The organism is Sphingomonas sp. CCH5-D11, from assembly GCF_001557395.1.
Taxonomy (GTDB): Bacteria; Pseudomonadota; Alphaproteobacteria; order Sphingomonadales; family Sphingomonadaceae; genus Sphingomonas.
On record NZ_LSKH01000004.1, the window covers coordinates 1 to 26,067 of the forward strand.

20 protein-coding genes and 1 pseudogene are annotated in these 26,067 nt (G+C 65.6%); 6 read left to right on the forward strand and 15 right to left on the reverse strand.

Annotated features, from left to right (window positions below; translation table 11 throughout):
* From AX702_RS00120 to AX702_RS00175, 12 genes are all read right to left on the reverse strand, one after another.
* Positions 1-315: DUF3325 domain-containing protein (locus tag AX702_RS00120; RefSeq protein ID WP_197420445.1), on the reverse strand; the 315-nt coding region annotated here is incomplete at its 3' end.
* On the reverse strand, positions 312-1,910 hold the full coding sequence (locus tag AX702_RS00125) for a PepSY-associated TM helix domain-containing protein (protein ID WP_082745887.1): 1,599 nt from the start codon (positions 1,908-1,910) through the stop codon (positions 312-314). The genes AX702_RS00120 and AX702_RS00125, both read right to left, overlap by 4 nt.
* A complete protein-coding gene (locus AX702_RS00130) occupies positions 1,907-2,254 on the reverse strand; it encodes a hypothetical protein (RefSeq protein WP_197420446.1) in 348 nt (115 codons plus the stop codon). Before AX702_RS00130 ends, AX702_RS00125 begins: the two co-directional genes overlap by 4 nt.
* 1 nt (position 2,255) lies before the next feature.
* Entirely contained in the window at positions 2,256-4,754 is a 2,499-nt protein-coding gene (locus tag AX702_RS00135) for a TonB-dependent siderophore receptor (protein ID WP_066774804.1), read from the reverse strand.
* Between the two features lie 118 nt (positions 4,755-4,872).
* Complete coding sequence (locus AX702_RS00140) at positions 4,873-5,817, reverse strand: FecR family protein (RefSeq protein ID WP_066774807.1); 945 nt, start codon at positions 5,815-5,817, stop codon at positions 4,873-4,875.
* 137 nt (positions 5,818-5,954) lie between these two features.
* The gene (locus tag AX702_RS00145; protein ID WP_331710365.1) at positions 5,955-6,512 is read right to left on the reverse strand and encodes an RNA polymerase sigma factor; all 558 of its coding nucleotides are present in this window, start codon (positions 6,510-6,512) and stop codon (positions 5,955-5,957) included.
* Positions 6,513-6,714: 202 nt separating this feature from the next.
* Positions 6,715-7,575: a LysR family transcriptional regulator gene (locus AX702_RS00150; protein WP_066774813.1), complete on the reverse strand. Its 861-nt coding sequence runs from the start codon at positions 7,573-7,575 to the stop codon at positions 6,715-6,717.
* 112 nt (positions 7,576-7,687) lie between these two features.
* Positions 7,688-9,211, reverse strand: a complete 1,524-nt coding sequence (locus AX702_RS00155) for an efflux transporter outer membrane subunit (protein WP_231731666.1) — start codon at positions 9,209-9,211, stop codon at positions 7,688-7,690.
* Positions 9,205-10,104 carry an HlyD family efflux transporter periplasmic adaptor subunit gene (locus AX702_RS00160; protein ID WP_066774824.1) on the reverse strand — a complete coding sequence of 300 codons (900 nt, stop codon included), beginning with the start codon at positions 10,102-10,104 and terminating at the stop codon, positions 9,205-9,207. Before AX702_RS00160 ends, AX702_RS00155 begins: the two co-directional genes overlap by 7 nt.
* Before the next feature lie 2 nt (positions 10,105-10,106).
* Positions 10,107-10,331 carry a DUF1656 domain-containing protein gene (locus tag AX702_RS00165; protein WP_066774825.1) on the reverse strand — a complete coding sequence of 75 codons (225 nt, stop codon included), beginning with the start codon at positions 10,329-10,331 and terminating at the stop codon, positions 10,107-10,109.
* The gene (locus tag AX702_RS00170) at positions 10,324-12,423 is read right to left on the reverse strand and encodes an FUSC family protein (RefSeq protein ID WP_066774828.1); all 2,100 of its coding nucleotides are present in this window, start codon (positions 12,421-12,423) and stop codon (positions 10,324-10,326) included. The genes AX702_RS00165 and AX702_RS00170 overlap by 8 nt, the downstream gene beginning before the upstream one ends.
* A gap of 155 nt (positions 12,424-12,578) precedes the next feature.
* Positions 12,579-12,782, reverse strand: a complete 204-nt coding sequence (locus AX702_RS00175; RefSeq protein ID WP_156455282.1) for a hypothetical protein — start codon at positions 12,780-12,782, stop codon at positions 12,579-12,581.
* A 939-nt stretch (positions 12,783-13,721) separates the two neighbouring features.
* Between AX702_RS00175 and AX702_RS00180 the strand changes: the two genes are divergently transcribed.
* The 6 genes from AX702_RS00180 (at position 13,722) to AX702_RS00200 (ending at position 23,208) form a co-directional block, all read left to right on the forward strand.
* The gene (locus AX702_RS00180) at positions 13,722-16,706 is read left to right on the forward strand and encodes a TonB-dependent receptor (RefSeq protein ID WP_231731667.1); all 2,985 of its coding nucleotides are present in this window, start codon (positions 13,722-13,724) and stop codon (positions 16,704-16,706) included.
* 61 nt (positions 16,707-16,767) lie between these two features.
* Positions 16,768-18,312 carry a tryptophan halogenase family protein gene (locus tag AX702_RS00185; RefSeq protein WP_066774837.1) on the forward strand — a complete coding sequence of 515 codons (1,545 nt, stop codon included), beginning with the start codon at positions 16,768-16,770 and terminating at the stop codon, positions 18,310-18,312.
* On the forward strand, positions 18,309-19,808 hold the full coding sequence (locus AX702_RS00190; RefSeq protein WP_066774840.1) for a tryptophan halogenase family protein: 1,500 nt from the start codon (positions 18,309-18,311) through the stop codon (positions 19,806-19,808). Before AX702_RS00185 ends, AX702_RS00190 begins: the two co-directional genes overlap by 4 nt.
* 23 nt (positions 19,809-19,831) lie before the next feature.
* Positions 19,832-21,061, forward strand: coding sequence for a GH39 family glycosyl hydrolase (locus AX702_RS00195; RefSeq protein ID WP_231731668.1), 1,230 nt, complete (start codon positions 19,832-19,834; stop codon positions 21,059-21,061).
* Positions 21,062-21,073: 12 nt separating this feature from the next.
* A complete protein-coding gene (locus tag AX702_RS22750) occupies positions 21,074-21,412 on the forward strand; it encodes a hypothetical protein (RefSeq protein WP_231731669.1) in 339 nt (112 codons plus the stop codon).
* Between the two features lie 164 nt (positions 21,413-21,576).
* The gene (locus tag AX702_RS00200) at positions 21,577-23,208 is read left to right on the forward strand and encodes a family 43 glycosylhydrolase (protein ID WP_066774843.1); all 1,632 of its coding nucleotides are present in this window, start codon (positions 21,577-21,579) and stop codon (positions 23,206-23,208) included.
* Between the two features lie 240 nt (positions 23,209-23,448).
* Here AX702_RS00200 and AX702_RS00205 read toward each other — a convergent pair whose 3' ends face one another.
* From AX702_RS00205 to AX702_RS22310, 3 genes and pseudogenes are all read right to left on the reverse strand, one after another.
* On the reverse strand, positions 23,449-24,243 hold the full coding sequence (locus tag AX702_RS00205) for a GDSL-type esterase/lipase family protein (RefSeq protein WP_066774846.1): 795 nt from the start codon (positions 24,241-24,243) through the stop codon (positions 23,449-23,451).
* Positions 24,240-25,208: an alpha/beta hydrolase gene (locus tag AX702_RS00210; protein WP_066774849.1), complete on the reverse strand. Its 969-nt coding sequence runs from the start codon at positions 25,206-25,208 to the stop codon at positions 24,240-24,242. The genes AX702_RS00205 and AX702_RS00210 overlap by 4 nt, the downstream gene beginning before the upstream one ends.
* A pseudogene (locus tag AX702_RS22310) lies at positions 25,208-26,067 on the reverse strand (aldehyde dehydrogenase (NADP(+))); the annotation flags it as partial. The gene AX702_RS00210 and the pseudogene AX702_RS22310, both read right to left, overlap by 1 nt.

Below are 26,067 nucleotides of genomic sequence, written 5' to 3' on the forward strand. Positions count from 1 at the left end.
GATCATCACCCCTGCGATGCCGCCGCCGATGGCCAATCGAACGACCCAGCGCGGCCGGTATGGGAGGAGCAGCGTCAGCCCCAGCGCCGCGATTATGATCGCCCCGACCCATTCCACCACGCCGAAGCGCCAGTCGGACACAGCAGCGGCGCTGGCATAAGCGGCCGCCAGCACGGCGATGGCCGCGACTCTCAGTCCGCGGACGGTCGTGGCGGCGAGGCGATGGCCGATCAAGTCGAGCTGATGCTTGTCCATCGCGAGGCACAGAGCGGCGAAGCCGGCGAAAGCAAAGAGCAGAGTTGCGAGATGTATCACGCGGCCGCCTTCGCTTCGACCGCCCGGCGGCGCGGCTGGCGCACGGTCGGTTGATACGCCCCGGCTTTATAGGCGCCGAAGGCGAGGCACAGGCCGAGCGCGAACAGCGTCAGGTCGAACGCCACCATGCCCATGTCGCCTGTCATCAGGCTGTGGAGCAGGCTGCGATCCGGTGTGGTGATCGCGCTGACCAGCGGCAGCGCGGCGACCAGCGCCGCGGCCAGCGCCAGTCCCTCCACCCATGCCCGGCGCACCGGGCGCAGGCAGACGTAGAGGATCACGAACGCCCAGACGATGAAGAAGCTGTGCATCTCCCATGTCGCGCGCCCGCGCATTTCGACCGGCAGCAGGCGGTTCACCCAGAGCACCGCAGCCATACCGGCGGGCACGCCGGCGATCGTGGCGATGTTCAGCCGCTCGACCAGCCGGAAGCCGAAATGAGGGCGCGCCGGATCGGGCAGGTTCTTGCGCCGCTTGACCGTCCACAGCACCAGCCCGGTCGCCACCATCGCGCAGCCTGCGAGGCTGGCGAGGAAGTAGAACCAACGCAGCACGGGGGCGGAGAAATGGCCCATGTGCAGACCGAACATGACGTGGTTGGTCACCACCGCCGGGCCATGCTCGGGCGGCGCGGCGAGCAGTGCGCCGGTAACGCCATCGAACAGCAGCAGGCCGCCGTCATAGGCCAGCTGGTCGCCGGAGTGGCGCACGACCGAGACGCGCGCGGCGCGATCGCCGGGATTCTCGACCATGATCATGCTCGGGCGGCCGCCACCCCAGACCTGCTCCGCCCGTGCGATCGCCTGCGGAATGGAGATCAGCGGCGCGGCCTCGCCGGTACGCTCCGGCATTTTGTAACGCGGGAACATCGCGGCGTAATAGGCCTGCTCGGTCGGGAAGTTCGCCGATATGCCCCATGGCATCAGCGTGGGCATCAGCATGACCAGCCCGGTGTAGGTGATCATCAGGTGGAAGGGTAGCGCGAGCACCGCGGTGAGATTGTGCGCGTCCAGCCATGATCGCTGCGCGGCCTTTTTCGGTCGGAAGGTGAAGAAATCGGCGAAGATGCGCTTGTGCGTGATCACGCCGGAGATGATCGCGGCCAGCATGAGCATCGCCGCGGCACCGGCGAGCCATTCGCCGTAGAGCGCCGGGATATAGTGCATCTGGTAATGCATGCGGAAGAAGAAGTCGCCGCCGCGGGTCTGGCGCGGCTTGACGATCGCGCCAGTGGCAGCGTCCAGCTCGGCGCTGCTGCCGCGGCCGAACCCGCGCCCGCGCGGCCCGCGGCCTTCGCGCTCGCCGGGCTCGGGGAGAGGTCGCCACGACACGCGCGTGACGGATTCGCGATCGTCCGGCAGGTTGATGGTCCAGCTGCGCGCCTTGGGCGCGACCTTCAGCAGATGCGCTTCGGCATTTGCAGCCGCTACCGCCAGCGTCGCGGGCTTGCCCGTCTCGGGCTGCATCCAGCGCGTGATCTCCGGCCGGAAGTAGCTCGCCGTGCCGGTCATGAACATGGCGAAGATCAGCCAGCCGAACAGCAGGCCGGACCAGGTGTGCAGCCACGCCATCGACTGCCGCAACGTTTCCTTCATGGCCGGGGCATCCCGTAGAGCATGGCGCAGAGCAGCGCGCCGATCACGGCCAGCACCGCGCAGAACAGCCACGTCCGGCGCGCGGCGAACGCCCAGCAGGCGATCGTGGCGTAGATGACGAAGGAGAAGGTGGCGGGGCCGATCGCCGCCTCGATCTTCGACATGGGCAGCACGCGCGCCAGCAGCGCCGTCGCCAGCGCGCTGACCGCATAGCCGCCGACGATCGCGGCGATACTGCGCGCCACGATATCGACGCGCTGCTGCCAGCCGCTTTTCTCTCCGCGTTGCACCGCGCGCCGCGGTGCCCCGCCGCCGGAGACGACGGGGCTGGACCGGCCGGTCACGTCAGAACCGGGCTTCGAGCGACAGCATCGCGCTGCGCGGCTCACCGTACCAATTGCCCGAGGTGGTGCCGATGGTGCGGTAATAGGTCTGATCGAAGATGTTGTTGAAATTGGCCGAGGCCTTCAGCTCCGGGCTGATCTGGTAGCTCACCCGGCCGGACCATACCGAATAGGTCGGCTGCTCGACGAAGATCGTCGCGGTGCGCTTGTACATCGCGGTCTGGAAGTTGACGCCGCCCGCCACGGTCAACGCTGAGGCCGCGCCCGGCAGCTGGTATGACGTCCACAGCCGCAGCATGTGCTTCGGCGTGAAGGTGGACAGCGGCTGCCGCTCGTTGATCGTCGGCGTGCCATTGGCCGCGCGATCGCGCAGATATTTGGTCACGTTATACGTATAGCCAGCGGCGATCTGCCAGTTCGGCGTCAGCATGCCGGTCAGTTCCACATCGACGCCCTGGCTGCGCACCTTGCCGTCCTGGATGTAGCAATTGCCCAGCGTCGGCGACCCCGAGCAGGGCGAGGGATTCTCCACGTCGATCTGCGAACGACCCTTTTCGATCGTGTGAAACACCGCGATCGTGGCGTTCACGCGCTGGTCGAACAATTCACCCTTCAGCCCCGCCTCGGCATTGCCGCCGGTCGCCGGGTCGAGCGGCTCGCCCTCGGCGGTGAACAGGTTGGACTGTGAGCGGAAAATCTGGACGTAGCTGGCATAGGCCGTCCAGTTCGAGAGCACGTCATAGGTCGCCGCGACATAAGGGGTAAAGCGCCCCTTCTGCCGATACTGGCTGGTGACCAACCCGGTGACGTTGTTCTGCGTGCGCGTCTTCCACGCGCTGAAGCGGCCGCCGAACAGCAGCTTCGCGCGATCAGTGAGCGCCAGCCGCAGCGAGCCGTACAGGCCCCATTGCTCCAGATTGTTCGTCGTGCTGGACGCGGCGCGCGCAGGAACGGACGGGACGAAGTTGAACGTATAGGGATTATAGGTGAACGGATTGTAGGCCGGGCCGCTATAGGCCTGCCCGTCATTGTCGTAGTCGCGGTTCATGTAATTGCCGCCGATCAGCAGATCGTGGCTCTGGCCGAACGCCTCGAAGCTGCCGGTCAGGCTCCCATCGAACGCCCATTGATCGCCGATCAGCGTCTGGTCGAAGGCGGAGAAGGTGGCGCCCGTCGTGGTGGACGCCGGCGTGGTGGTGAGCGCGATCGAGCAGCAGGCCGCGCCGCTGAAGCCGGTGTTGTTCTCGCGCATCTTGGTGCCGCCCAGCTTCAGCTTCCAGTTTTCGCCGAAATGATGCGTCAGGTCCGCGAAAAACGTCGTCGTATCGACGTTGAGCGTCGACCAGCTACCGTTGGTATAGGTCGACCGCGGCAGGTTCAGATCGGTGCCGTTCGCGTAACGCAGGATGCCGGTATAGAAGGGGATCGCGTCCAGTTGCTCGTAATTGATGCCGACACCCAACGTGGTGTTCGGCCCAAGATCGGCCTCGACGATGCCGTACAGCACGGCCTTGGTCGAATCGGCATAATCGTAGAAGAATTCGCGATCCTCATAGGAAGCGACGAAGCGCGAGCGGATCGACCCGCTGGCGTTGAGCGGCACGCTGGTGTCCCCGTCGACGCGCTTGTAATCCCAGTTTCCGACGCGGCCCTGCAGGTGCAGGTGGCGCTCCTTCTGCGGGCGCTTGCGGACGAGGTTGATCGTCGCGCCCGGCTGGCCGGCGCCGTTGAACAGCCCGGCCGGACCGCGCAGTACCTCGACCCGGTCATAGCTCGCCAGGTCCGGGCTGCTGAAGAAGCCGCTATTTCGCTCGGTCGGCACGCCGTCATACTGGATGGTCGTGATCTCGAAGCCGCGCGAATAGAAGTTGCGCTCGAAACTGCTCTGCTGCTCGGCGACAATGCCCGGCGCGTTGAGCAGCGCATCGTCCATGGTGCGCAAATTCTGATCATCGAGCCGGGCGCGCGTCATCACGCTCACCGATTGCGGCGTCTCGCGGATCGAGCGCGTGCTCTTGCCGATGGTGACGGCGTTGGTGGCATAGGAGCCGGTGTCCTCGGTCTGGCCGGGATCGGACGACGTGCTCGCCATCAGGCCAGCATCGCCCGCGCCCTCGACGCGCACCGCGTCGAGACGCACTTCGTTGTCCGTCGTCTGCGGCGCGCGTTCGATCGTGAACGACCCCGCGCCGGTCTGGCGATAGGTCAGGCCGCTGCCTGAGAGGATGCGCGATAGCGCCTCCGCCGGGCCATAGCTGCCGCGCAGGCCGGCGCTGGACACGCCCTGCGTCAGCGACGCGTCATAGACGACCGCGACGCCGCTCGCCTGAATGAACCGGCCGAGCACCGACGACAGCGAGCCGGCGGGAATGTCGTAGCTCCGGCTGGCCTGAGCGGCCGCCGGGCTGGCGAAGGCCATACCTACGCCCAGCACCGTCGTCGTCATCAGCGACGACAGCGTGAGCCCGCGCAGCCCGATGGCTGTCGGTCGATTGAACATCCGCACTTAATGGACCCCCGTGTGATTATCCCGCGCGGCTCTCGCTAATGAGAACCAATCCTATCATTCTGACGTTCGGCGATGGGGCGATGTAGACGTGGGTCGCGAAATTTTCTTCTCAGGCGACGAGCAGGATCAGCCGATCGGTGACACGGATAGAGCGAATGCCGAGCGTATGCTCCAGCGTGTCGAGCGCCTGCATCGGATTTGCGATGCCGAACCCGCCGCTGACCCTGCGGGTCGCAAGGCCGCTGCCCAGCACGGTGATATATCCAGCGTGATAGCGGTTGAGTTCACGCACCACGTCACCGAGCGGCTGGTCGTTGAACATCATCGTCCCGTGCACCCAGGCGTCGGCCATGCGGGGATCGATACGATGCGCAGGCTGGACACCGGTGCGGCTATAGCGCAGCGACTGCCCCTCCGACACGGTCGATGGTGCGCCCGGTGTGGCGGTCTCGACGACGCGGACGCTGTGTTCCGTCACCGTTACATCAGTCTGGTCACCGTCCTGCCGCACGATGAAGCGCGTGCCGAGCGCCGTCGTCGATCCGCTGCCCGCCACCACTGTGAACGGCCGGTCGCGATCGCGCGCGACGGTGAATGCGGCTTCTCCCTCGAGCAGCCGGATCGTTCGTGCCGAACGGGTAAAGTCGATCGCGATGGCGCTGGCGGTGTTGAGATGGACCGTCGAGCCATCGGCCAGCGCCACGCTGCGGCGCTCGCCCGTAGCGGTCATAGCGTCCGATCGTAGCCATGTGACGCCGTCGCGTGCCGAACCGCCGACGACGAGCAGCGCGAGGCAAGCTGCGAGCGCCATCGCGATCCGGGGCCGGGCACGAAACGGGGCGGCAAGTCGCGGCACGACCGCGAGCCGGGGACGCCCGCGTAGCGCAGCCTGCACCTGATCGCTGCCCATCGCACGCCAGAATGTCTCCACCTGCGCGAACGCCTCGGCGTGACGCGGATCGCACGCAAGCCATTGCGCCAGGTCGCGCGCGTCGGTTTCCGTCAGTGTCCCGGCATCGCGCGCCGTGATCCAGCGCGCCGCTGCATCGGTCATGTCCCTGGTGATCAATCCGTCTCTCACCGCGATGTGCCCCTCCTGTCACGCGACGATGCAGGTGACAGCACGGGCACGCTTATAAGCTTAGACGATCCACGGAGCGCAATGTCGACCGTCGACCGGTCGATTTCAGCTCATTCGCCCACGCTGCCGACGCGGGCGAACAGGTGTCGCAGCGCATTGTCCATGTGCCGCGCGACCATGCTGCGTGAAATTCCGAGGCGGCTCGCGATCTCGTTGACCGGCAATTCCTCGACCTTGCGGAGCAGGAAGACTTCGCGGCAGCGCGGGGTGAGGTCATCGACGCTTTCGAGCAGGATCCTGAGCTGTTCGCGGTCAAGCAACTGGCGCTCGGCGATCGGCAGGTCGCAGGGGACATCGGGCGCCGTATCGATCGCGGTGAACAGGCCATCGCGACGTTTCTGCGCCCGCAGCCAGTCGGTTGCGAGGTTGGTCGCCAGACGATTGAGGAACGCGCTCTTGTTCTGGATCGCCGCGGGGTTGTCGACGCGCTGGAGCTTGAAGAACAGGCTCTGCGTCACGTCCTCAGCCGCGACCTCGCTTCCAAGTAGGCGTGTGAGACGACGGATGAGCGAGGGTCGTTCTGTAACGAGCAAATCAGAAAGAACGACGGCGCAAGAGAGCATATCTTGAGGTGATAACGCTAATGCGAAACTCCCGCAATATGCCATTCAGCAGGGCTCTGCGCATTCACGAAGTGCTCGAAGTTCGACCATCGTTCTAGGTGTTTGCCATACGGCGCCTAAGCAACGTGAACGAATGTCCAAAGCTGGTGAAAAGCCGCTCCGAACTGCCGACGTTGAGTCACTATCGCGGATGGTTGGCCTGGCGGCAGGCATGGTCTTCAAACCAGGGTGGTAGGTGGTCCACGCATCATGAGGGTTCCTGTGCGATGAGTTTGGCTGCTTCACGCAGGCCCTCGCGAATTCGCTCCATCACTCCGGCATCCGCCTTCGTGGAGTGAACGACATAGGCCGAGTAGGAGAATTCAGGGCTTCCAGGGATCAGTTCCAGCCTGCCGTCTTCCAGCTGCGGACGAATAAATCCTTTGCGGAAATACCCGCTTCCACCTGTTTCAAGAATGTATTCGAGTGCCAGCGGACCGTAGCTGATCGACATAACCGGCGCGGGCTGGTCGGGAAAAGCGGCCTGATAGCTGGCGGCGAAATCGTCGCCCCAGTCGATCCGGACGTGGTCTTCGGGTGTCAGCGGTCGCTTGTTCCCTGTGGTGCGCACTTGCACCAGCTTTTCCTCAAACAGCAGTTCCGCGATGACACCCGCCCCGTGCGGAGCCGCATACACGATCGCCACGTCAAGCGCGCCGTCCTGTACCATCTCTACCAGTTGATCAGCAGTTCCGATCCGAGAGTTCACCGCAAATTGCGGGCATTCGCGCCGCATCCACAGCAGCCAGTGACGCAGCAGGGGATTCCACAGGCTCAATTCGGCCCCGATGGTAATCACCGTTTCGCGACCGGGCGGCAAGGCGACGGAGGCGCGGGCGCGATCCCATACTTGCACCAACGTAGAGGCGAAGCGCAGGAACTGTTCGCCCGCTTGGGTCAGCCGCGCGCCTGCCTTGTTGCGGATGAAGACGGGGCGGTCCAGCTGGTCCTCCAGCACGCGGATGCGCGCGCTCACTGCCGTCTGGGTGATATTAAGGTTGTTGGCAGCGCCTACGAAGCTGCCGGTCTTAACGACCTCAAGAAAAGTGCGGGCGACGCTGATGTCCACGCGGCAACAACTTTCTGCTCAATGTATGTTTAGCGCTGAACCAAGGCGGTTGAAGTACCTCGGTGAAGCGGCAGCGACAATCATAACTGCGAAGGGGTGACGGGCACCAAGGTCAACTTTCGGTCTGCTTCCAGCCTCCTCCCAAAGCGAGGAAGAGGGAGACCTGATCGTCCGCCACCTGCGCCTTTGATGCCGACAGTGCGACCTCTGCCTCGGCGACGGTTCGCTTCGCGTTCAACAGATCGAAGAGCGGGGTGCGGCCGGCGTTGTAGAGGATCTGAGCATCCTTCTGAGCCTTGAGGGCCTGATTTCGCGCTGCTTCGAAACGGGCGGCGCGATCAAGGTCGCGCCCATAGGTTGTCAGACTGACTTCGACCTCGCGGAGCGCGGTGAGCACGGTTCCGTCGAAACTGGCGAGAGCCGCGACCGCGCCGGCATCGGCCTGATGAATCCGCGACCGGACGCCTTCGGTGGGCATGGTCCAGGAGATGAGCGGGCCGAGGCTCCAATGGTTGGTGGCGTTCGTGCCGAGGTCTTTCAGGATCCCGAGCGTGCCCATGCTGGCGCCCAGGCTGATGCGGGGATAGAGTTCCCCGATCGCGACCCCGATCCGGGCCGTGGCACCGGCGAGTTTGCGCTCGGCCTCACGCACATCGGGACGCCGCTTCAACAGACTGGCGCCGTTCCCGACGGGAATGGGACGCTTCAGATGGGGCGGTGTGGCGCACGTAGCAACGTCGCTCGGGAAGTCTGCCGGGGGGCGGCCGGTCAGCACGGCAAGATGGAAGAGAGCCGTCTTGCGGCGCGCTTCGAACTTCGGCAGCGCAGCGCGACTTTCCTCCGTCTGGGCATCGGCCAGGAAGGCGTCCTTCCGCGCGATCCGGCCTGCACGCCCCAGACGGCGCAGGACGTCGGCGCTCTTGTCCTGGATGTCGACAACGGATCGGTTAACGGCCAGCTCCTCTCCTGCGGTGCAGGCTTCGACATAGGCGCGCACAACGTCGGCCACGACGGTCACGCGCACGGCGTCGCGGAGAGCGACGCTGGCCTCCGCATCGGCCTCCGCAGCTTCGACGATGCGCTTCAACTGGCCGAACAGGTCGAGCTGATAGGAGACGCGCAATCCTGCGCCGCCGACGCTGAGCGGCGGGATCGGATCCTCGCGCAGGTAGGACTGCCTCGAGAACTGCCTGCGCTGGGCTTCGCCCTCCACTTCAAGCTCGGGGCCGTATGTGTCCCTGGCCTCGTCGACCACGGCTTCGGTACGCGCGAGATTGGCTGCGGCAACGCGAAGGTCGGTGTTGGCAACCAGAGCCTCGCCGACAAGCCGGTCGAGCGTCGGGTCATCATACAGCCGCCACCAGTCTTGCGGCAGCTCCGTTGCCTCTACGGGCATGCCGGTGGCGCTGGCAAACGGACCCTGGGCGGCAGGGGCTTTGAGCAATTCGCTTTTCGGCCCCTTATAGTCCGGCCCCACCGTGGTGCAGCCCGCCATCAGCAAGGCACCGGCGACGGAGAGTGCCAGGCGTCTCGTGGCGCGCCAGGGCCGAGCGCGGCCGGAGGCGCGAACTGGCACGATAGCCCCGGGTCCAGCCATCAAGCCGACGGGGGGAAGCACGTCCGTACTCCTCACCATGGCAGGCTCCTGTGGATCTTCCGCTCATCGGTGCGCGGATGAATGACGACCGTCGCGGTCTGCCCGGGGATCAGGCGCACATTCGCCGGCACCTTGTCCAACTCGATCCGAACGGGAATGCGCTGGGGCAGCCGGACCCAGTCGAACGTCGGATTCACATCGGCATACTGACCATCGACACCACCACGCTCGCGATCCTCGATGCCGCCCGCGATACTCTGGACCCGACCGCGGACTTCGTCGGCCACGCCCATGATGTAGATGCTCGCTGGATCGCCCACCTGGATGGCCGGCAGCTTAGTTTCCTCGAAATATCCCTCCACGCGGAGGGTCTTTCCATAGACCAGGGCCAGGGCAGGTTTGCCGACAACGACATAGACGCCGGGTTGCAGGGTCGTATTGGTGACGGTCCCGTCCACCGGCGCGCGCACTAGCGTGCGTTCCAGGTTGAAGCGGGCGAGGTTCCGCGCGACGACCGCTTCCGCCACCGCAGCCCTTAGTTCGTCGGTCCGCGTCCGCCCCTGCTCCACGGTCTCCGCAGCGATCACCGCGCTCACTGCGCGGTTGCGGCGATCCTCGCGAACGGCCTGGGCAAGCGAGGCGCGCTGACTCGCCAATTTGGCGTCGGCCTGCTCAAGGGCGAGCTGGTAGCGGGGACGATCCACCACGAACAGCACATCGCCCTTGTGTACCGGCTGGTTGTCCACCACCCGCACGTCGGTGACGAGCCCGCCGACGTCGGCCGACACGGGCACCATGTCCGCCCGAACCTTGCCGTCGCGCGTGATCGGATCGACCTGATAGCGCTGCCACAGCACATAGATCCCGCCGAGGATGGCAAGGATGACGAGTAGGGTCGCGAGCGAGCGCCCGAGAAGATGTCGGTAAGGCATGATCAGTAGTGCAGCCGGAAGTGAGGGATAAAGTCTGCTGCCGCGCTGAGGCCCCACCAGATGAGGGTGAAGGCGGCAAGGTCTAGCAGGGCGGGTTGCCAGATGAAGCGATGAAGCGGCAGGCGCTGCATCGGCATGCGAAGGAAATAGACGAGCACCACCGAAATGACCGCCGTCACGAGCGCGGTGGGAACGTAGATGCCGCCAAAGTGAACTTCTTCAATCATACGCCAATTCCATGCCCACGTGCGTCGTTGACGCCGCTCCGATGGTCAGCACCGGCGCAGCTGCTTCGGGAAACAGGTTGCAGCGCATTGCCACGAGCGCTCGCAGCGCCTGCCTGCGATGATCGTCGAGCGGGCGGGCCAGCAGAGCGCCGATCGACCGGTCGATCGGCGCCAGCAGGGCGGGGTCTGCCGGGGAGATGGCGCCACAGCGGATCCGGGCGCGGTAGTGATTGGCGATGCCCGAGAGCACCAGCCCCATGTCGTGGCGCAGGTCATGCGGGACATGGGACAGCGCCTTGCGCACCGGGATGACGTTGCGCCCGATGCGCAGGTCGGCGAGGCCGTCCGCCGCATGGAAGTCATCGCCCGGCGGGGCTGCGACGATCCGCTGCGCGATCTGGCCGAGACGGTCGACCGAGCGCGCCGTCCAGTCCGCGGGACGGAAAGGCCGCCGGATGTCCGCCAGCAGGGCAAGTTCGGCCCAGTTGGCGCGCATCACGCGGCGCAGCGTCCAGCGCACGCTTGCTGAACGGAACAGGCGCGTCACGGCCAGTGTGGTTACGATGCCGCCAAGCTGGGCGAGACCGGTGTTCACGAACGTGGCGAAATCAGCCTGAAAGCGGGGCAGGAAGCCCATGGCGACGATGAAGCAGGAGAACATCGGCAACGCCTCTGGCGAGCGCCGCGGGTCAGCCTGGATATAGCCCATCCAGATCAGTGCCGGGGCGAGCGTGATGACCAGCATCTCGTAACCGTCCACGCGGGGCAGGACGACGAACAGATAGAAGGCGGCGAGCGGGAAGGTCTTGAGCGTCGCCTTCAGGTAGCGTCCGATCACCGGCGAGGGGTCGTCATGCGCCGCGAAGGAGCAGGTGATGAGCGCCGCAAAGGCCGCCGTGGCCGAGCCGCTGGGCCACGCCAGCAGGATCCACACGGCGCAATAGAGCATGATCGCCACCGCCGTCGCCGCACCGGCCAGCGCCGCCATGCCGTGGTCGCGCGCGAGCCGGAAGGAGTGTTCCGCCTGTGCTCCTTTGGTCTTAAGCCGGCCGGGTGAGCCTATACGGCCGGCAAGTCGGCGTGCCGCTGCAAAGGCGTCAAGAAATTGGGCGAGGCGAATGGCAGCGCTTGCGGCCAGCAGCGAGGGCCAATCGCCACGGTCCTCAGCCTGCGTGGCCAGGCGCTCGGATTCCTTAATCAGGGGCGCAACGTGAGCAGCCGGGCCGTCTGTCGCACTTAGCCAGTCCACCGCACGCATGAGCAAGGTGCCCATTTCCGGAGAAATGGCGTTCTCCCGCTCCAGCAAGTCGAGCCGGTTGGCGGCAGCTGACGCAAGCGGGATCGTGTTGGCAAGCTGCTGCTGAAGCGCGATCACGCGGCGCTGCGTAATGGGGGCGGCGCGCTGATCGAACGGGAGATGGACGGCGATCATCCCCAGTTCGGTAACGTCGGAAGCCAGCGCCCGGCGGTGATCGTTCTCCCGCTCACGATTGTCGCCGCTCAGCACTTCCACCGACCAAGTGCGGGCGTGGCGCAGGAACGATTGCGCCCTCTCCCGGATGACGGGCGTCGCGCTCCATGGTTGCAACAAGGCGTGGACGATCGAGACGCTCAGGATCGCGACCGTCATCTCCACGACGCGGCCGACCGTCGTGTCGAAGATGTTGGCGGGATCGTCGATGTAGGGAAAACTGATAACCGCCGAACTGAACGCTGCCATCTGAAAGAGGTAGGCGCGCGGGGTTCGGTCGAGCACCGCAAGATAGATGCAGAAGCCGGTCCACAAAGCCAGGCACAGCACCAGCAGCTCCGGCGCGTTCTGGAGGTTTGGAACCAACGCGATCGTCACGGCAGCGCCGGTTGTGATACCCGCAATACGATAAAGGACCTTCGGTCGGAATGCGCCCGCCATTGGCTGCGCAGTCACGTACACTGTCAGGAGCGCCCACCAGGGGCGTGGCAGGCTGGCCGAAAATGCGATGGCAAGCGTGATTGCCGCTGCAAGGAAGCTGCTGAGCGAGAACAGCAGCTTGCGTGCGTCAATGGTCAGACTGGCGAAGTGCCAGGATGGGAAGGATTGTGCTGACAACATGTGCGAGGCAACCGTGACGTGACCGAAGCCGCGGACGGATTATGCTCCGCTGCGTGCCCCTTTTGATTCGGTCTGCCTCATAAGCGCATGTGTGCGGCCATTCATAAGTCAAAAAGTTTATGGTCAAACGCAAAATTACTTATATTAAATAGGATCTATTCTCCTGAACCACCCAGCACGAGCATTGTCATGACCGTTGGCAGCGCGGTGACGAGCGACAAAGATGTCTGAGTTTCGGTGAGTGCATGGGCTTTGAACAGGCCGCAAATAACAGCGGCGACCGCAGATAGAATAATCGTCTGAAACAAGGCACCAAATCGCAATGCCGAGCTCTCTCGATCCGGCTCGTTATCATGCATTGCGGCATCCTCTCCCAAGTCGAGAACAAGGGAATTCATGTTCTGTGTGCCGGAAGTGGCGGACCAACCGAGTGGCGTCAAACGAATGATTTTGCGGCATGAAGAAAATATTTTCGATACGATGCGGATTACATTGAAGCGCGATGCTTCAACTTGATCGCGATGCCTCGCGCGTAACTCCCGGAAATTTCACGGGAACCCTTGATGATCGCAATCAACGCCAACGGCTGCGATCGCTCACTGTTTGAAAGGTGGGGCGATGCCAGATGCGGGATCTGGTTCGCCGTCTGCCGACGCGGCGTCTCGGATGCGAGCGTTTCCGTTGCGTTGGAAGTCGCTCAGCACCAGTTCGCCCGTCGTTACTCTGCCCGAGCCTCTTCATCAGGTCACGTAGCTTCCGTGTCGCGCCGCCGGATGCACGCCGCGCGGGATATCGGCGCCAGGTTTGTAGAAAGGGTCGGCCCGGTGATGAAGCTATCGGTGCGGCGCCCTCTCGCAGGCCCGGCCACAAACCCCGAATTCAACTGAATCAAAGCAAGCGCCGATGATCCGGAATTTGAAGCCCTGACAGACGTGGCGCGGTTCAGTTTAAGCGCATCGACTTGAGGCCAGCCCAGCGCTGGTAGCGGTCGCTGGGCTTGCGGTTTTGATGATCGGGTACGTTCCATTCTTAGCTGCCTCACGCTCCGTGTCACCCGTAAGCACATGCATCAACTGAAGAAAAGGCCATTTGGTAATGCGTTGAGAATGGAAAATCGTGAGCTACGAACTGCTTCTTCACACAAATGTAATTTCCAGTTGGCTTGCGAGCAAAGTAGCGGTAATGTGAGCGCTACCGTAGGATTGTTGCCCGTTGAGCGGCCACGGTCACAGGGGAGGATTTTTGTAATGGTTTCACGTTGGCATCGCTCGCGCTTTTCACAGGCAGGGGTGCTTCGTTTGGGTGCGTCCGCGTTGGCGCTGGCGGCAGCGGGGGCTGCTCTCCCGGTCTGGGCACAGGTTCAGCCGCAGGACGCGGCCGATGCGACCCAGCAGGCGGCTGGTCCGGAAGCTGAATCGGCTGGCGACGGCGAGATTGTCGTCACCGGTCGCCGTGCCGCGCTTCAGGCGGCGGATGACCGCAAGCGCCGCAGCGAAACCATCGTTGATTCGGTCGTTGCCGATGACGCTGGCAAGCTGCCCGACAACTCGATCACCGAAGTGCTGCAGCGCGTGTCCGGCGTGTCGATCGTTCGTTTCTCGGCGCTGAACGATCCGGATCACTTCTCGGCGCAGGGCTCGGGCGTGCAGGTGCGCGGCCTGTCCGGCGTTGCGTCGCGTCTGAACGGTCGTGAGATCTTTAGCGCCAACGGCGGCCGCGCGCTGCTCTGGGGCGATGTGACGCCGGAGCTGATGAGCGCCGTTGACGTGTACAAGGCTTCGACCGCCGATCTGATCGAGGGCGGTACTGGTGGCCAGATTGACCTGCGCACCCGCCTGCCGTTCGATTTCCGCGACAAGGACTTCCACGTCGCGGCGACTGGCGAACTCAGCATGGGCGATCTCGCGCAGAACGCCGATTATGCCGCATCCATCCTCGTTTCGAAGAACTTCGAGACCGGTATCGGCGATATCGGCATCATGGCCGATTACGCGCGCAGCCGGTTCACCCAGCTGTCGCAGTTCTTCCGTGTAGAACCGTATTTCCGTACGCGCCTGTCCGACAACAACGACTATTACGTGCCCGGCGGCTATGCTTACGGTGACGAGCGGTTCCAGCGTGATCGTGAAGGTATTTATGGCGCGATCCAATGGGCGCCGACGCGCGATCTGACGATCACCGGCACGTTCTTCCAGTCAACCTACAAGAACCTGTCGAGCGATTATGGCGCGCAGGTCGCATCTCAGGTGCTGGCAGTTGATCCGTCGCAGTCGACCTTCGACGAGAACGGCTTGCTCCTGTCGAGCCCGGCCCTGTTCGTGCGCGACCAGACCAGCTTCCTGCCCAGCGGCGGTTCGATTGTCAGCGGCGGCAACAAGGGCGTGTGGGACAGCAAGACTCGCACGCGCGATTACTCGCTCGCCTTTGCCTTCACCCCGGCCGACAGCCCACTGGCGATCAAGGGCGCGATCCAGCGCGTTGAATCGACGAGCGTACTCAACCGCCTGGACGTGTTCCGCGATCTGAACTTCCCGACGAGCTTCGGTCTCGACCTAACCGGAGACCTGCCGGTCGTCAGCGTTCCGTCCGGATCGCAGGCAATCTTTGATGATCCGGCAAATTATCTCTGGTCGGCGTCAATGCCGCACAATGAAGACAACAAGGGCCGGCTCGATTCCGCCAACCTCGATGCGGAATATTCGTTCGACGACAGCTTCTTCCGCTCGGTGAAGGTCGGCGGTCGCTGGTCGGAGCGCACTGAGCGCGATTACAACAACGGCTACAACTGGGCGGCGCTCGGCCGTGGCTGGAATGGCGATCCGCAGCTGACGTTCGCGAACGCGGCGCCGGGAGACATCGAGCTTCACGCGTTCAAGAACTTCTTCCGCGGCGAGGCGGTAATTCCCGGCCAGCTGCTGTTCCCGTCCTATGATCTCGTCAGCCGGCTGGATCGCGCGGAGCTCACCCAGGCGCCGCCGGCAGGTTTCTGCCCCGATCCGTACAATTGTGCGTCTTCGGGGCCGGTGCCGAGCACCGGCTATGGCGGGGCAGGCGGCATTCGCCAGATCGGCTTCATCCTGCCGGATGATCTGACCCGGTATCGCACCGAAACTTGGGCCGGCTATGCGCTCGTTCGCTTCGGGCGCGAGGGCGGTCAGTTCTCGGGCAATGTCGGTGCGCGCCTGGTTCACATCGACAACACGAGCAGCGGTTTCTTCCAGCAAAATTCTGTGCAGTTCATCACTAGCGATGGCCGCACCGTAACGTTGGCGCAGACCTCGGGCGTTCGCGAGGCCGGCGCGGAATTTACCCGCGTCTTGCCGTCGGTGAACTTGGAATATGCGCTGACCGACTCGATCAAGCTGCGCGGCGGCTATAACATCACCCTCGATAACCAGAGCTTCACTGCGCTGCGTTCGTCAGGAACGCTCGGCGTCGCGACCTCGACTAACCCGATCGCGGGCCAGCCGGGCATCTTCACCAACTTCACCCTCGAAAGCGGTGATCCGACGTTGAAGCCGACTACGGCGCACAATTTCGATCTATCGCTCGAATATTATGGTCCTCGCGGCGCCAATTTCCACATCGCGCCGTTTTACAAGCGCCTGCTCGATACGCCCATCTTCTCGCTGACCCAGCAACCGATCACCGCGACATTCACGGACGGCACGACCCTGGAGTCGCTCGGTGCGGCAACCATCTACGCCAATTCCGACAAGGCGGCGGAGATCAAGGGCGTCGAAGTGGGGGGCCGCTTCTTTTTTGACATGCTGCCGGGCTGGCTCGCCGGCATCGGCGTAGAAAGCAACTACACCTTCATCGACAGCAAGAACCCCGGCGACGTCTATCGCGACATCAACGGAGAGGTGCGCAGCGACGCGCCGCTGGTCGGCCTGTCGAAGCACAACGTCAACGCGACCTTCCTGTACGAAAAGGATCCGTTCTCGTTGCGTGTCGCCTACACCTGGCGGTCGAAGTACCTGCAGTCGACCAATGCCAGCGGCACCAACCCCACCTATGCTTATTACGACGTACCCGGCCCGCCGGAGTCGGCACAGGGCACGCAGATCGCGCTGCCGACGTACAGCGACGCCTATGGCCAGCTGGACGCGGGTATTCGCTTCAAGGTGAACGACAATTTCTCGTTCGGCATCCAGGGGCAGAACCTGACCAACTCCACGCAGCGCGTGCTGATGGGTGGCTATCCCGGCGGCAAGCTGGTCGGCCGTAGCTGGTTCCAGAGCGACCGTCGTATCGCTACCAGCATCAGCCTGTCGTTCTGATCCGATCGTGACGCCGGGCTTCTGGCCCGGCGTCACCGCAAGCTGTTGGGGAGGTGCGCGAATGCGCAAGCGTGTGCTCATCGTCGGTGGGGGCACCGCCGGCTGGCTGACCGCCGGCTATTTGGCCAAGCGGCTCAGCGCGGATCTTCCGGGTGGTGTTGCCATTACGCTGGTGGAATCGCCGGAAATCGGCATCCTGGGCGTGGGCGAGGGCACCTTTCCGACCATTCGCCGCACGCTGAAAACGATCGGCATCAGCGAAGTCGACCTCATCCGCAAATGCGGCGCCAGCTTCAAGCAGGGGGCGAAGTTCGCCCATTGGCGCTTCACCCCGGGCCAGCCCGGTCCTGATCACTACACGCACCCGTTCCAGCTCGCCGAGGCGGAGAACGGCCTCGACCTGCTTCCCTATTGGCTGCTCGGCCATGGTGGCGAGGCGAATTGGGACGAGGTGTGCAGCCCGCAGAAGAAGGCCGCCGACGCGCACCGCGCGCCCAAGCTGCCGAGCCACCCCGATTACGTCGCCCCGCTCAACTACGCCTTTCACTTCGATGCGGTGGCGCTCGCCGCGCTGCTCCGCGACAAGGCAGTGGAGAATGGCGTCACCCACCTCACCGATCGCGTGACCGAGGTTCATGTCGACGAGGGCGGCGCGATCGCCGGCGTCGACACGCAGGCGAGCGGTCGGCTGGAGGCGGACCTATACATCGACTGCACCGGCTTTCGCGCCGAACTGATCGGCAAGGCGCTCGGCCAGCCCTATCGCTCATGCCGTGACGTGCTGTTCTGCGACACCGCACTCGCCATCCAGGTGCCGTACCGCGACGAGCGCGATCCGATCGTTTCCTACACCATGGCGACCGCGCAGGAATCGGGCTGGATGTGGGACATCGGACTGGATCGCCGCCGGGGCATCGGCCATGTTTTTTCTTCCGCGCATACCGACGACGCCCGCGCCGAAGAACTGTTGCGTGCCTATGTCGGCGATGTCGGCAACGGCCATAACGTACGCAAGATCCGCTTCGAGGCGGGCTATCGCGAGACCAACTGGCACAAGAATTGTGTCGCGATCGGCCTGTCGAGCGGCTTTTTCGAGCCGCTGGAGGCGACCGGCATCGTCTTCTCCGAAGTGGCCGCGGGCATGGTCGCCAACCTGTTCCCCTGGGGCGGCGACTACGAGACCTCTGCGCGGCAGTTCAACGCGAACATGCTTCAGCGATACGAGCGCGCGCGGGATTTCATCAAGCTGCATTATTGCATCTCGGAACGCCGCGATTCCGACTTCTGGCAGGACAATGTCGCAGCCTCGTCGATCCCCGACAGCCTCCACGACCTGCTCGACCGCTGGCGCTACCGCCCGCCGACCGAGATCGACATCGACGCCAACGTCGACATCTTCACCGAGGCGAGCTGGCAATATGTCCTTTACGGGATGGGCTGGAAGACCGACCTTTCTGCCCGCGCCGGCGCCTATCGCTACGCCGACGATGCGCGCCGGGCGTTCGCCGAGGTGGAGCGGCAGGCGGCGTTCGCGATCGCCAATCTGCCGAGCAACCGCCAGCTGATCGACTACGCCCGCACGCGCAACTTCGGCGCGCCTGCGTGAGCGCGAAGTCGCTGGACCGCATCGTCATCGTCGGCGGTGGAACGGCCGGCTGGATGACGGCCGCGGTGCTCGCGCGGCTCACCGCAGCCGGCACGTCCGTTACGCTGGTTGAATCCGAGGAAATCGGCACGGTCGGCGTCGGCGAGGCGACGATCCCGTCTCTGGTCGACTTCAACCGCCTGCTCGGCATCGATGAGGACGAATTCGTCCGCGCGACCGGCGCAACGTTCAAGCTCGGCATCGAGTTCGTCGACTGGGGGCGCAAAGGCGAGCGCTACATGCACCCGTTCGGCACCTTCGGCCGCGACGTGCAGGGGATCAAGTTTCACCAGCTCTGGCAGCGTCAGGCGCGGGCAGGGGATGCCGGCTCGCTCCACGATTACTGCCTTACCTCGGTCGCCGCGCGTCTGAATCGCTTCACGCGCCCTAGCGGCGATCCGGCGGCGGTTCTCTCCTCGCTGCGCTACGCCTTCCACTTCGATGCGGCGCTCTACGCCCGGTTCCTGCGCGGGCTGGCCGAACGCGGCGGCGGGACACGGGTCGAGGGACGCATCAGCCACGTCGATCTCGCCCCGGGGGATGGCTTCATCCGGGCGGTCGAGCTGGCGGACGGCCGCCGTATCGAAGGCGACCTGTTCGTCGATTGCAGTGGTTTCCGCTCGCTCCTGCTTGGCGAGGCGCTGCGCGTACCCTTCACCAGCTGGCAGCACTGGCTCCCCTGCGACCGCGCGCTCGCCGTGCCGAGCGAATCCACCGCGCCGCTCACTCCCTACACCCGCGCGACGGCGGGCGAGGCGGGCTGGCGCTGGCGGATCCCGCTCCAGCACCGCACCGGCAACGGCCATGTCTATGCCAGCGCCTTCCTGAGCGACGACGCCGCTGCCGATGCGCTGATTGCGGGTCTCGACGGTGCCCCCACCGCCGACCTCCGCCCGTTGCGCTTCACCGCCGGCGTGCGCGAGCGGCTGTGGGAGCGCAATTGCGTCGCCATCGGCCTGTCGGCCGGCTTCCTCGAGCCGCTGGAATCGACCAGCATCCACCTGATCCAGTCAGGCATCACGCGGCTGATGAGCCTGTTTCCCGACAGCGGGCATCCCGCCGCGAGCCGCGACGCTTACAACCGCCAGCTGCTGGCCGAATACGAGCAGGTCCGGGACTTCATCATCCTCCATTATCACGCCACCGACCGCGACGATTCCGCGTTCTGGCGCCACTGCCGCGACACCGCGCCGCCGGATACACTGGCGCACAAGCTCGCCCTCTGGCGCGAACGGGGCCGCGTGATGCCGGAGGCCGGCAGCCTGTTCACCGACGACAGCTGGATCGCGGTGCTCACCGGGCAGGCGGGCCAACCCGCCGCCGGCGACCCGCTCGTCGCCACCCTGCCGCCGGAGGAGACCGCGCGCTTCCTCCACCATCTGCGCAGCGTGATCGGGCAGACCGCCAACGCCATGCCCGACCACGCCCAGTTCATCGCCCGCCACTGCGCGGCGTAAACCTCCGATCGGAGAGACGGACCATGACCCTCCCCACCCGGCATGCCGAGCTTGGCGCCGCGTTCCTCGCTGCCGCGCTCGCAGTCACTCCCGCGCTCGCCCAGGATCGCCAGATCACAATCGACCTCACCAAGGCCGGTACCCCCATTGACCGTGCCTTTGATCTCTCGGTCGGCGCCGATTACCCCGGCACGACGATGCGCCCTGAAGCCATGGCGCAGCTCAAGACCGCAGTGGACGAACTCGGCTTTCGCTACATCCGCTTCCACGGCCTGTTCCACGACGATCTCGGCACGGTGACGGTGGTGGACGGCAAGACCGTCTATGACTGGACCAAGATCGACCAGCTGATCGACGGCCTGCTTGCCCGACGCATCAAGCCGTTCGTCGAACTCGGCTTCACCCCCACCGCCATGGCGACCTCCAAGCAGACCCTTTTCTATTGGAAGGGCAACACCTCCCACCCCGAGCCCAAGGCATGGGCCGCGCTGGTCGACGCCTTCGTCCGCCACGCCCGCGAACGCTACGGCCAGGACGAAGTGCGCAGTTGGTTCTTCGAGGTGTGGAACGAGCCCAATCTCGACGGCTTCTGGGAAAAGGCCGACCAGAAGGCCTATTTCGACCTCTACGAATCCAGCGCCCGTACGATCAAGGCGATCGACCCAAGCCTGCGCGTCGGCGGCCCCGCGACGGCCGGCGCAGCCTGGGTGCCCGAGCTGCTCGCGCTCACCGCGGCCCGGAACATCCCGATCGATTTCGTCACCACCCACACCTATGGCGTCGCCGGCGGCTTCCTCGACGAGAAAGGTGAGGACGACAACAAGCTGCTCGCCACTCCCGACGCGATCGTCGCAGATGTGCGTAAGGTCCGCGCCCAGATCGACGCCACCAAGTACAAGGGCCTGCCGCTCTATTTCACCGAATGGAGCGCCAGCTACAATCCGCGCGATCCCGTCCACGATAGCTACATCAGCGCGCCCTACATCCTCACCAAACTGCTCGCAACGCGCGGCATCGCACAGGGCATGAGCTATTGGGCGTACAGCGACCTCTTCGAGGAAGCCGGCCCGCCGCCAACCCCCTTCCACGGCGGCTTCGGCCTGATGAACCGCGAGGGCATCCGCAAGCCGGCCTGGTTCGCGTACAAGTACCTGAACGAGGTGAAGGGCCGCGAGATCGCCACCGGCGACAACGAGGCGCTGGCCGCGACCGAAGCCGGCAAGACCAACGTCATCCTCTGGGCCTGGCGCTAGCCGAAGCAGGAGGTGAGCAACCGCCCGTTCTTCACCAAGGTGCTCCCTGCCAGCGTCGACAAGCCTGCCGAATTGCGGTTCGCCGGCCTTCAGCCCGGCCGCTACCGCGTCGCCGTGCGCCGGGTAGGGTTCAAGGCGAACGATGCGCACTCCCGCTATCTGGAGATGGGCTCGCCGAAGGATCTCGGCACGGCGCAACTCGCCGAATTGCAGGGCCTGACCCGTGACGTGCCCGAGAGCAACGCGACGGTGCAGATCGGCAGCACGGGCCGCCACACCATGACGGTTAAGATGCGCACCAACGACGTGGCGCTCGTCACGCTCGAACCAACGGGCGGAGCGAAGCAGTAACAACGAGAACTCCGTCACCCCGGCCTCGTGCCGGGGTCCAAGCTTCCGCGCACTCGAAGGCTTTAGATACGCGGCACGCTGGATGCCGGAACAAGCCCGGCATGACGAAGTGAGTGACGGCAAGCCTCGCACTTCCAACGACCGCTTCAACAAGAGGGACCAAGATGACGGTCAACCGCCGCGACACGATCCTGATGGCGCTAGCCTCCGCCGGCGCCACGCTCACCGCCATGACGGCGGCAGCGCAGCCAGCCGCCACACCAACCCGCTCACGCTGGGGCAAGACCGTCGAAGGCCAGCGCCGCGCCGATCTAGGCAACGGCACATACCTGAACCCGGTGCTCGCTGGCGACCGCCCCGATCCCAACATTCTGAAGGACGGCGACGATTATTACGCCGCCTTCTCGTCTTTCCTCTACTATCCCGGCGTCCCGATCTGGCATTCGCGCGACCTCGTGAACTGGACGCCGCTCACCGCCGCGCTGAAAACCCCGATCGGCAACGTCTGGGCACTCGACATCGCCAAGCATGACGGCCGCTACTTCATCTACATCCCGGTCCTCGACGACAATGATCCCGGCCGCGCGCTCAAGACCTTCGTCATCCACGCGCCCAGCATGAAGGGCCCTTGGAGCGAGCCGATCGACATGCACCTCGACGGGCATATCGATCCCGGCCATGCCTTCGGCGAGGACGGCAAGCGCTACCTGTTCTTCAACGGCGGCAGCCGCGTGCAACTCAGCGACGACGGGCTGTCCGCGGTCGGCAAGCCCGATCATGTCTATGGCGGCTGGCCGATTCCGCAGGACTGGGTCATCGAGGGATTCGCGCTGGAAGGCCCCAAGCTCACCCGCCGCGGCGAGTATTTCTACATGTTCTCGGGGCAAGGCGGCACCGCCGGCCCGCCGACCAGCCATATGGTCGTCGTCGCCCGCTCGCGCTCGATCCACGGCCCGTGGGAGAATTGCCCGCACAACCCGATCGTGCGCACGGTCAGCCGCGACGAGCCCTGGTGGTCGCGCGGCCACGCCACCGCGATCGAGGGGCCGGATGGGCAATGGTGGATGGTCTACCACGGCTATGAGAACGGCCTGCGCACGCTCGGCCGCCAGATGCTGCTCGAACCGTTCGAATGGACCGCCGACGGCTGGCCGCGCGCCAGCGGCGGCGACCTGTCGCGCCCGCTGCGCAAGCCCGGCAACGCTGTCGGTGCGCACGGCCAGCCGCTGTCGGGATTCGGCCCCGACGCGATTGGCAAAAAGCTCACCTTCTGGGCGCCGCGCCCCGGCTACCTCGATCGCGCGAGGATCGCCGGCAACGCGCTGACGCTGACGGGGCAGGGGACCGGCCCTGCCGATGCCTCGCCGCTGCTGTTCGTCGCCGGCGACCGCTCCTACGACATCCGCGTCGAGGTGGAACTGCAGGGTGCCGCGCAGGCTGGGCTACTGCTGTTCTACAACGAGAAGCTGTTCTGCGGCCTCGGCGTCGGCACGGAAAAGCTCCACGCCTGGCGCATCGGCCAGGAGGAACGCTGGCCCGCCGGCGCGCCGATCGACACGCGCCGACTGTTCCTGCGGCTGGTCAACGACGAGGAGGTCGTCACCTTCTATCACAGCCGCGACGGGCGGACATGGACCAAGGAACGCTCGGTCGAGGTCGCCGGCTACAACCACAATGTCGCCGACGGCTTCCTCAGCCTACGCCCCGGCCTCTACGCGACCGAAGGCGGCACGGCCGTGTTCCGCAACCTCACCTATCGCGCACTCGAAGGCGTCAGCGACGCTGTGCGGCCCTGATACCCGTCACCCAGGGCTTGACCCGGGGTCCCGCTGCCTTGTCCCTTCGCCAGAAAAAGAAGCGGGACCCCGGATCAAGTCCGGGGTGACGGGATAAGCGGAGATGGTACGCGCAGCCGCAGCCAAACCCACGCGTCATCCCGGCCCTGTGCCGGGATCCAGACCTCCACGAATCCAACAGCCGGAGAGTTCGGGGCACCCTGGATCCCGGCACAAGGCCGGGATGACGCGTGCCTTACGTCACCTTCCCAGCCCCGCCAGCGCCTCCGCAATCGCCGCCCGCGCCACCGGCGCCATCCGCGCATAGCCCGCCGCATTCGGGTGCAGCCCGTCAGCCGTATAGGCGTCGGTCAGCAACCCGCGCGCATCCACCACGGCCGCCGCATAATCCGCAAAGGCATACCCCCGCGCCGCCGCCAGCGCCCGCAGCCGATCGTTCACCGCCCGCAACGTCGCCGGTGGCCGCTCCTTCGTCAGATAGCCGCGCTTCTCGCCATAATCGTTCACCGGCGTGAGCGCACACAGCACCACGCGGATACCGCGCGCGTCGGCGATGTCCGCCATCGCGGTGACGTTGGCGAGGATCGTCTCTGGCGTCTCGACCTGCAGGAAGCCGGACACGTCATTGGTCCCGCCCAAGATCACCACTGCCGCCGGCTTCAGCGCCACCACGTCCTGCTCGAACCGCAGCAGCATCTGCGCCGTCCCCTGCGCGCCGATCCCGCGGTTCACGTACGGCTGACCCGGAAACGCCTTGGCCAGATCCCAGCCATCGGTGATCGAGTCGCCCAGGAACACCACCCGCTGCTCACCCTTGGCGGGCGGCGGCAACGCGGCATTCGCTTCGGCGTACAGATAGCGCTCGCCGAAATCACGCATCAGCGCCGGGACCAGCCCCGCGCGGAACGGCCCGCCCCACGGCCCCCAGTCGCGCGTCTCCACGACGGTGCGGCGCGCCGGGCTGCTCTGGTATTTCGGCTCCTCCGCCGCGATCAGCGTGGCCGCGCAGGCCAGCGCCAGTGCCCCCCGCTTCATGCCGGCAGCACCCCGATCCGCTGCGCATAGGCCGCGAACAGCTCCGGCCACGCCGACGCCGGCACCGTCTTCGGCAGCCGCGCGCCGAACCCATGCCCACCCTTGTCGAAGCCGTGGAACTCGGTTTCGCGTTCCTTTTCCAGCATCGCCTGATACAGCGCGATGCTGTTCCCGATCGGCACCAGCCCGTCGTCGCTGGCATGCGCGAGGAAGATCGGCGGGGTTTCCGCTGTCACCCGCGTCTCCACCGACGCCGCCCGCAGCAGCGCCGCATCCGCGCCCTGCCCGAACAAGGCATCGCGCGATCCGCCATGCGTGAACGGCGCCGACAGGGTCACCACCGGATAGATCAGCCCGGCCAGATCAGGCCGCGCCGACAATTGGTCCGCCGCATCGACCGGCGCATAGGTCCGCTCGTCGAACCGCGTCGCAAGGCTGCCGGCAAGATGCCCGCCTGCGGAGAATCCCAGCGCCGCCACCCGCTTCGGATCGACGCCATAGCTGCCGGCTCGCGCGCGGATCACCCGCATCGCGCGCTGCGCATCCAGCAGCGGCACCGTCGCGCGGTTCGCCCAGCCTTCACCCGGCAGGCGATAGCTCAGGATGAAGCACGTCACGCCGCGCGCATTGAGCCAGCGCGCCTGCTCCTCTCCCTCATTATCGATCGACAGGAAGCCATAGCCGCCACCCGGCACCAGCAGCACCGCTGCGCCGTTCGGCTGGGGCGCGCGCCGCACCATCAGCGTCGCGCGGTCGATGCCGGTCAGCCAGCGGTCGTTGAACCCTGGATCCTTGGACCGTTGCTCCACCTTGCCGACCGGCAGCTTCGCGGGCGCGCCCGGCGCATTGCCCGGCCACAGCTGGATGACGTCGCCACCCCAGGTGATCGGCGCAGCATGGGCCGCCGCGCCGATGAAGGGGAGGGCGGCCGCCGCCACCAGCACGTCGCGGCGCGACGGCGTCATCACTTCACCTCGCCGTCGATCGTGCGCGGCAGGCCGAGCGGATTGTCCGAGCGCAGCGCGGCGGGCAGCAGCGCCTCGGGCAGATCCTGATAGCAGACCGGCCGCAGGAAGCGCTCGATCGCCGCCGTGCCGACCGAGGTCGTCCGCGCGTCGGAGGTGGCGGGGAAGGGGCCGCCATGCACCATCGCGGTCGACACCTCGACGCCGGTCGGCCAGCCATTGGCGAGAATCCGCCCGGCCTTGCGCTCCAGGATCGGCAGCAGCTTGCGTGCCGCCTCCACATCGCCCTCGTCCAGCTGCAAGGTCGCGGTCAGCTGCCCCTCCAGCCCTTCGAGCAGCGCGGCAACCTCATCCAGATCGCGCGCGGCGATCACGATCGACGCCGCGCCGAACACCTCATGCCCGATCGCCGGATCGGCCAGGAACCGCTCGGCATCGGTACGGAACAGAGCCGCCCGACCCAGCGTGCAACCGGTGCCCTCGACGCCCTGCGCCACCGTCTCGACGCTGTTGTGCGTCGCGAGCGCATCGACGCCCTTATTGTACGCGCCGTGGATGCCTGCGGTTAGCATCACCTGCGGCTGCGCGGCCGTCAGCGCTTCGGCCGCCGTGGCGACGAATGCGTCGAGTTCGGCACCCGCCACGCCGATCACCACGCCCGGGTTGGTGCAGAACTGCCCCGCACCCATCGTCAGCGACCCGACGTAAGCCTTGGCCAGCGCCTCGCCGCGCGCCGCCAGCGCCTCAGGCATCAGCACGACGGGGTTGATGCTCGACATCTCGGCATAGATCGGGATCGGCTCGGGCCGCGCCTGCGCCAGCGCGACCAGCGCCAGGCCACCGCCACGCGATCCGGTGA

What these genes read in the sequence shown, in the direction of transcription:
- AX702_RS00155 (WP_231731666.1), bottom strand. Translation starts at nt 9,211, where the DNA reads ATGGTGAGGAGTACGGACGTGCTTCCCCCCGTCGGCTTGATGGCTGGA.
- AX702_RS00145 (WP_331710365.1), bottom strand. Translation starts at nt 6,512, where the DNA reads ATGGCATATTGCGGGAGTTTCGCATTAGCGTTATCACCTCAAGATATG.
- AX702_RS00175 (WP_156455282.1), bottom strand. Translation starts at nt 12,782, where the DNA reads ATGCATGATAACGAGCCGGATCGAGAGAGCTCGGCATTGCGATTTGGT.
- AX702_RS00170 (WP_066774828.1), bottom strand. Translation starts at nt 12,423, where the DNA reads ATGTTGTCAGCACAATCCTTCCCATCCTGGCACTTCGCCAGTCTGACC.
- AX702_RS00135 (WP_066774804.1), bottom strand. Translation starts at nt 4,754, where the DNA reads ATGTTCAATCGACCGACAGCCATCGGGCTGCGCGGGCTCACGCTGTCG.
- AX702_RS00195 (WP_231731668.1), top strand. Translation starts at nt 19,832, where the DNA reads ATGACCCTCCCCACCCGGCATGCCGAGCTTGGCGCCGCGTTCCTCGCT.
- AX702_RS00125 (WP_082745887.1), bottom strand. Translation starts at nt 1,910, where the DNA reads ATGAAGGAAACGTTGCGGCAGTCGATGGCGTGGCTGCACACCTGGTCC.
- AX702_RS00140 (WP_066774807.1), bottom strand. Translation starts at nt 5,817, where the DNA reads ATGACCGATGCAGCGGCGCGCTGGATCACGGCGCGCGATGCCGGGACA.
- AX702_RS00200 (WP_066774843.1), top strand. Translation starts at nt 21,577, where the DNA reads ATGACGGTCAACCGCCGCGACACGATCCTGATGGCGCTAGCCTCCGCC.
- AX702_RS00165 (WP_066774825.1), bottom strand. Translation starts at nt 10,331, where the DNA reads ATGATTGAAGAAGTTCACTTTGGCGGCATCTACGTTCCCACCGCGCTC.
- AX702_RS00205 (WP_066774846.1), bottom strand. Translation starts at nt 24,243, where the DNA reads ATGAAGCGGGGGGCACTGGCGCTGGCCTGCGCGGCCACGCTGATCGCG.
- AX702_RS00210 (WP_066774849.1), bottom strand. Translation starts at nt 25,208, where the DNA reads ATGACGCCGTCGCGCCGCGACGTGCTGGTGGCGGCGGCCGCCCTCCCC.
- AX702_RS00160 (WP_066774824.1), bottom strand. Translation starts at nt 10,104, where the DNA reads ATGCCTTACCGACATCTTCTCGGGCGCTCGCTCGCGACCCTACTCGTC.
- AX702_RS00185 (WP_066774837.1), top strand. Translation starts at nt 16,768, where the DNA reads ATGCGCAAGCGTGTGCTCATCGTCGGTGGGGGCACCGCCGGCTGGCTG.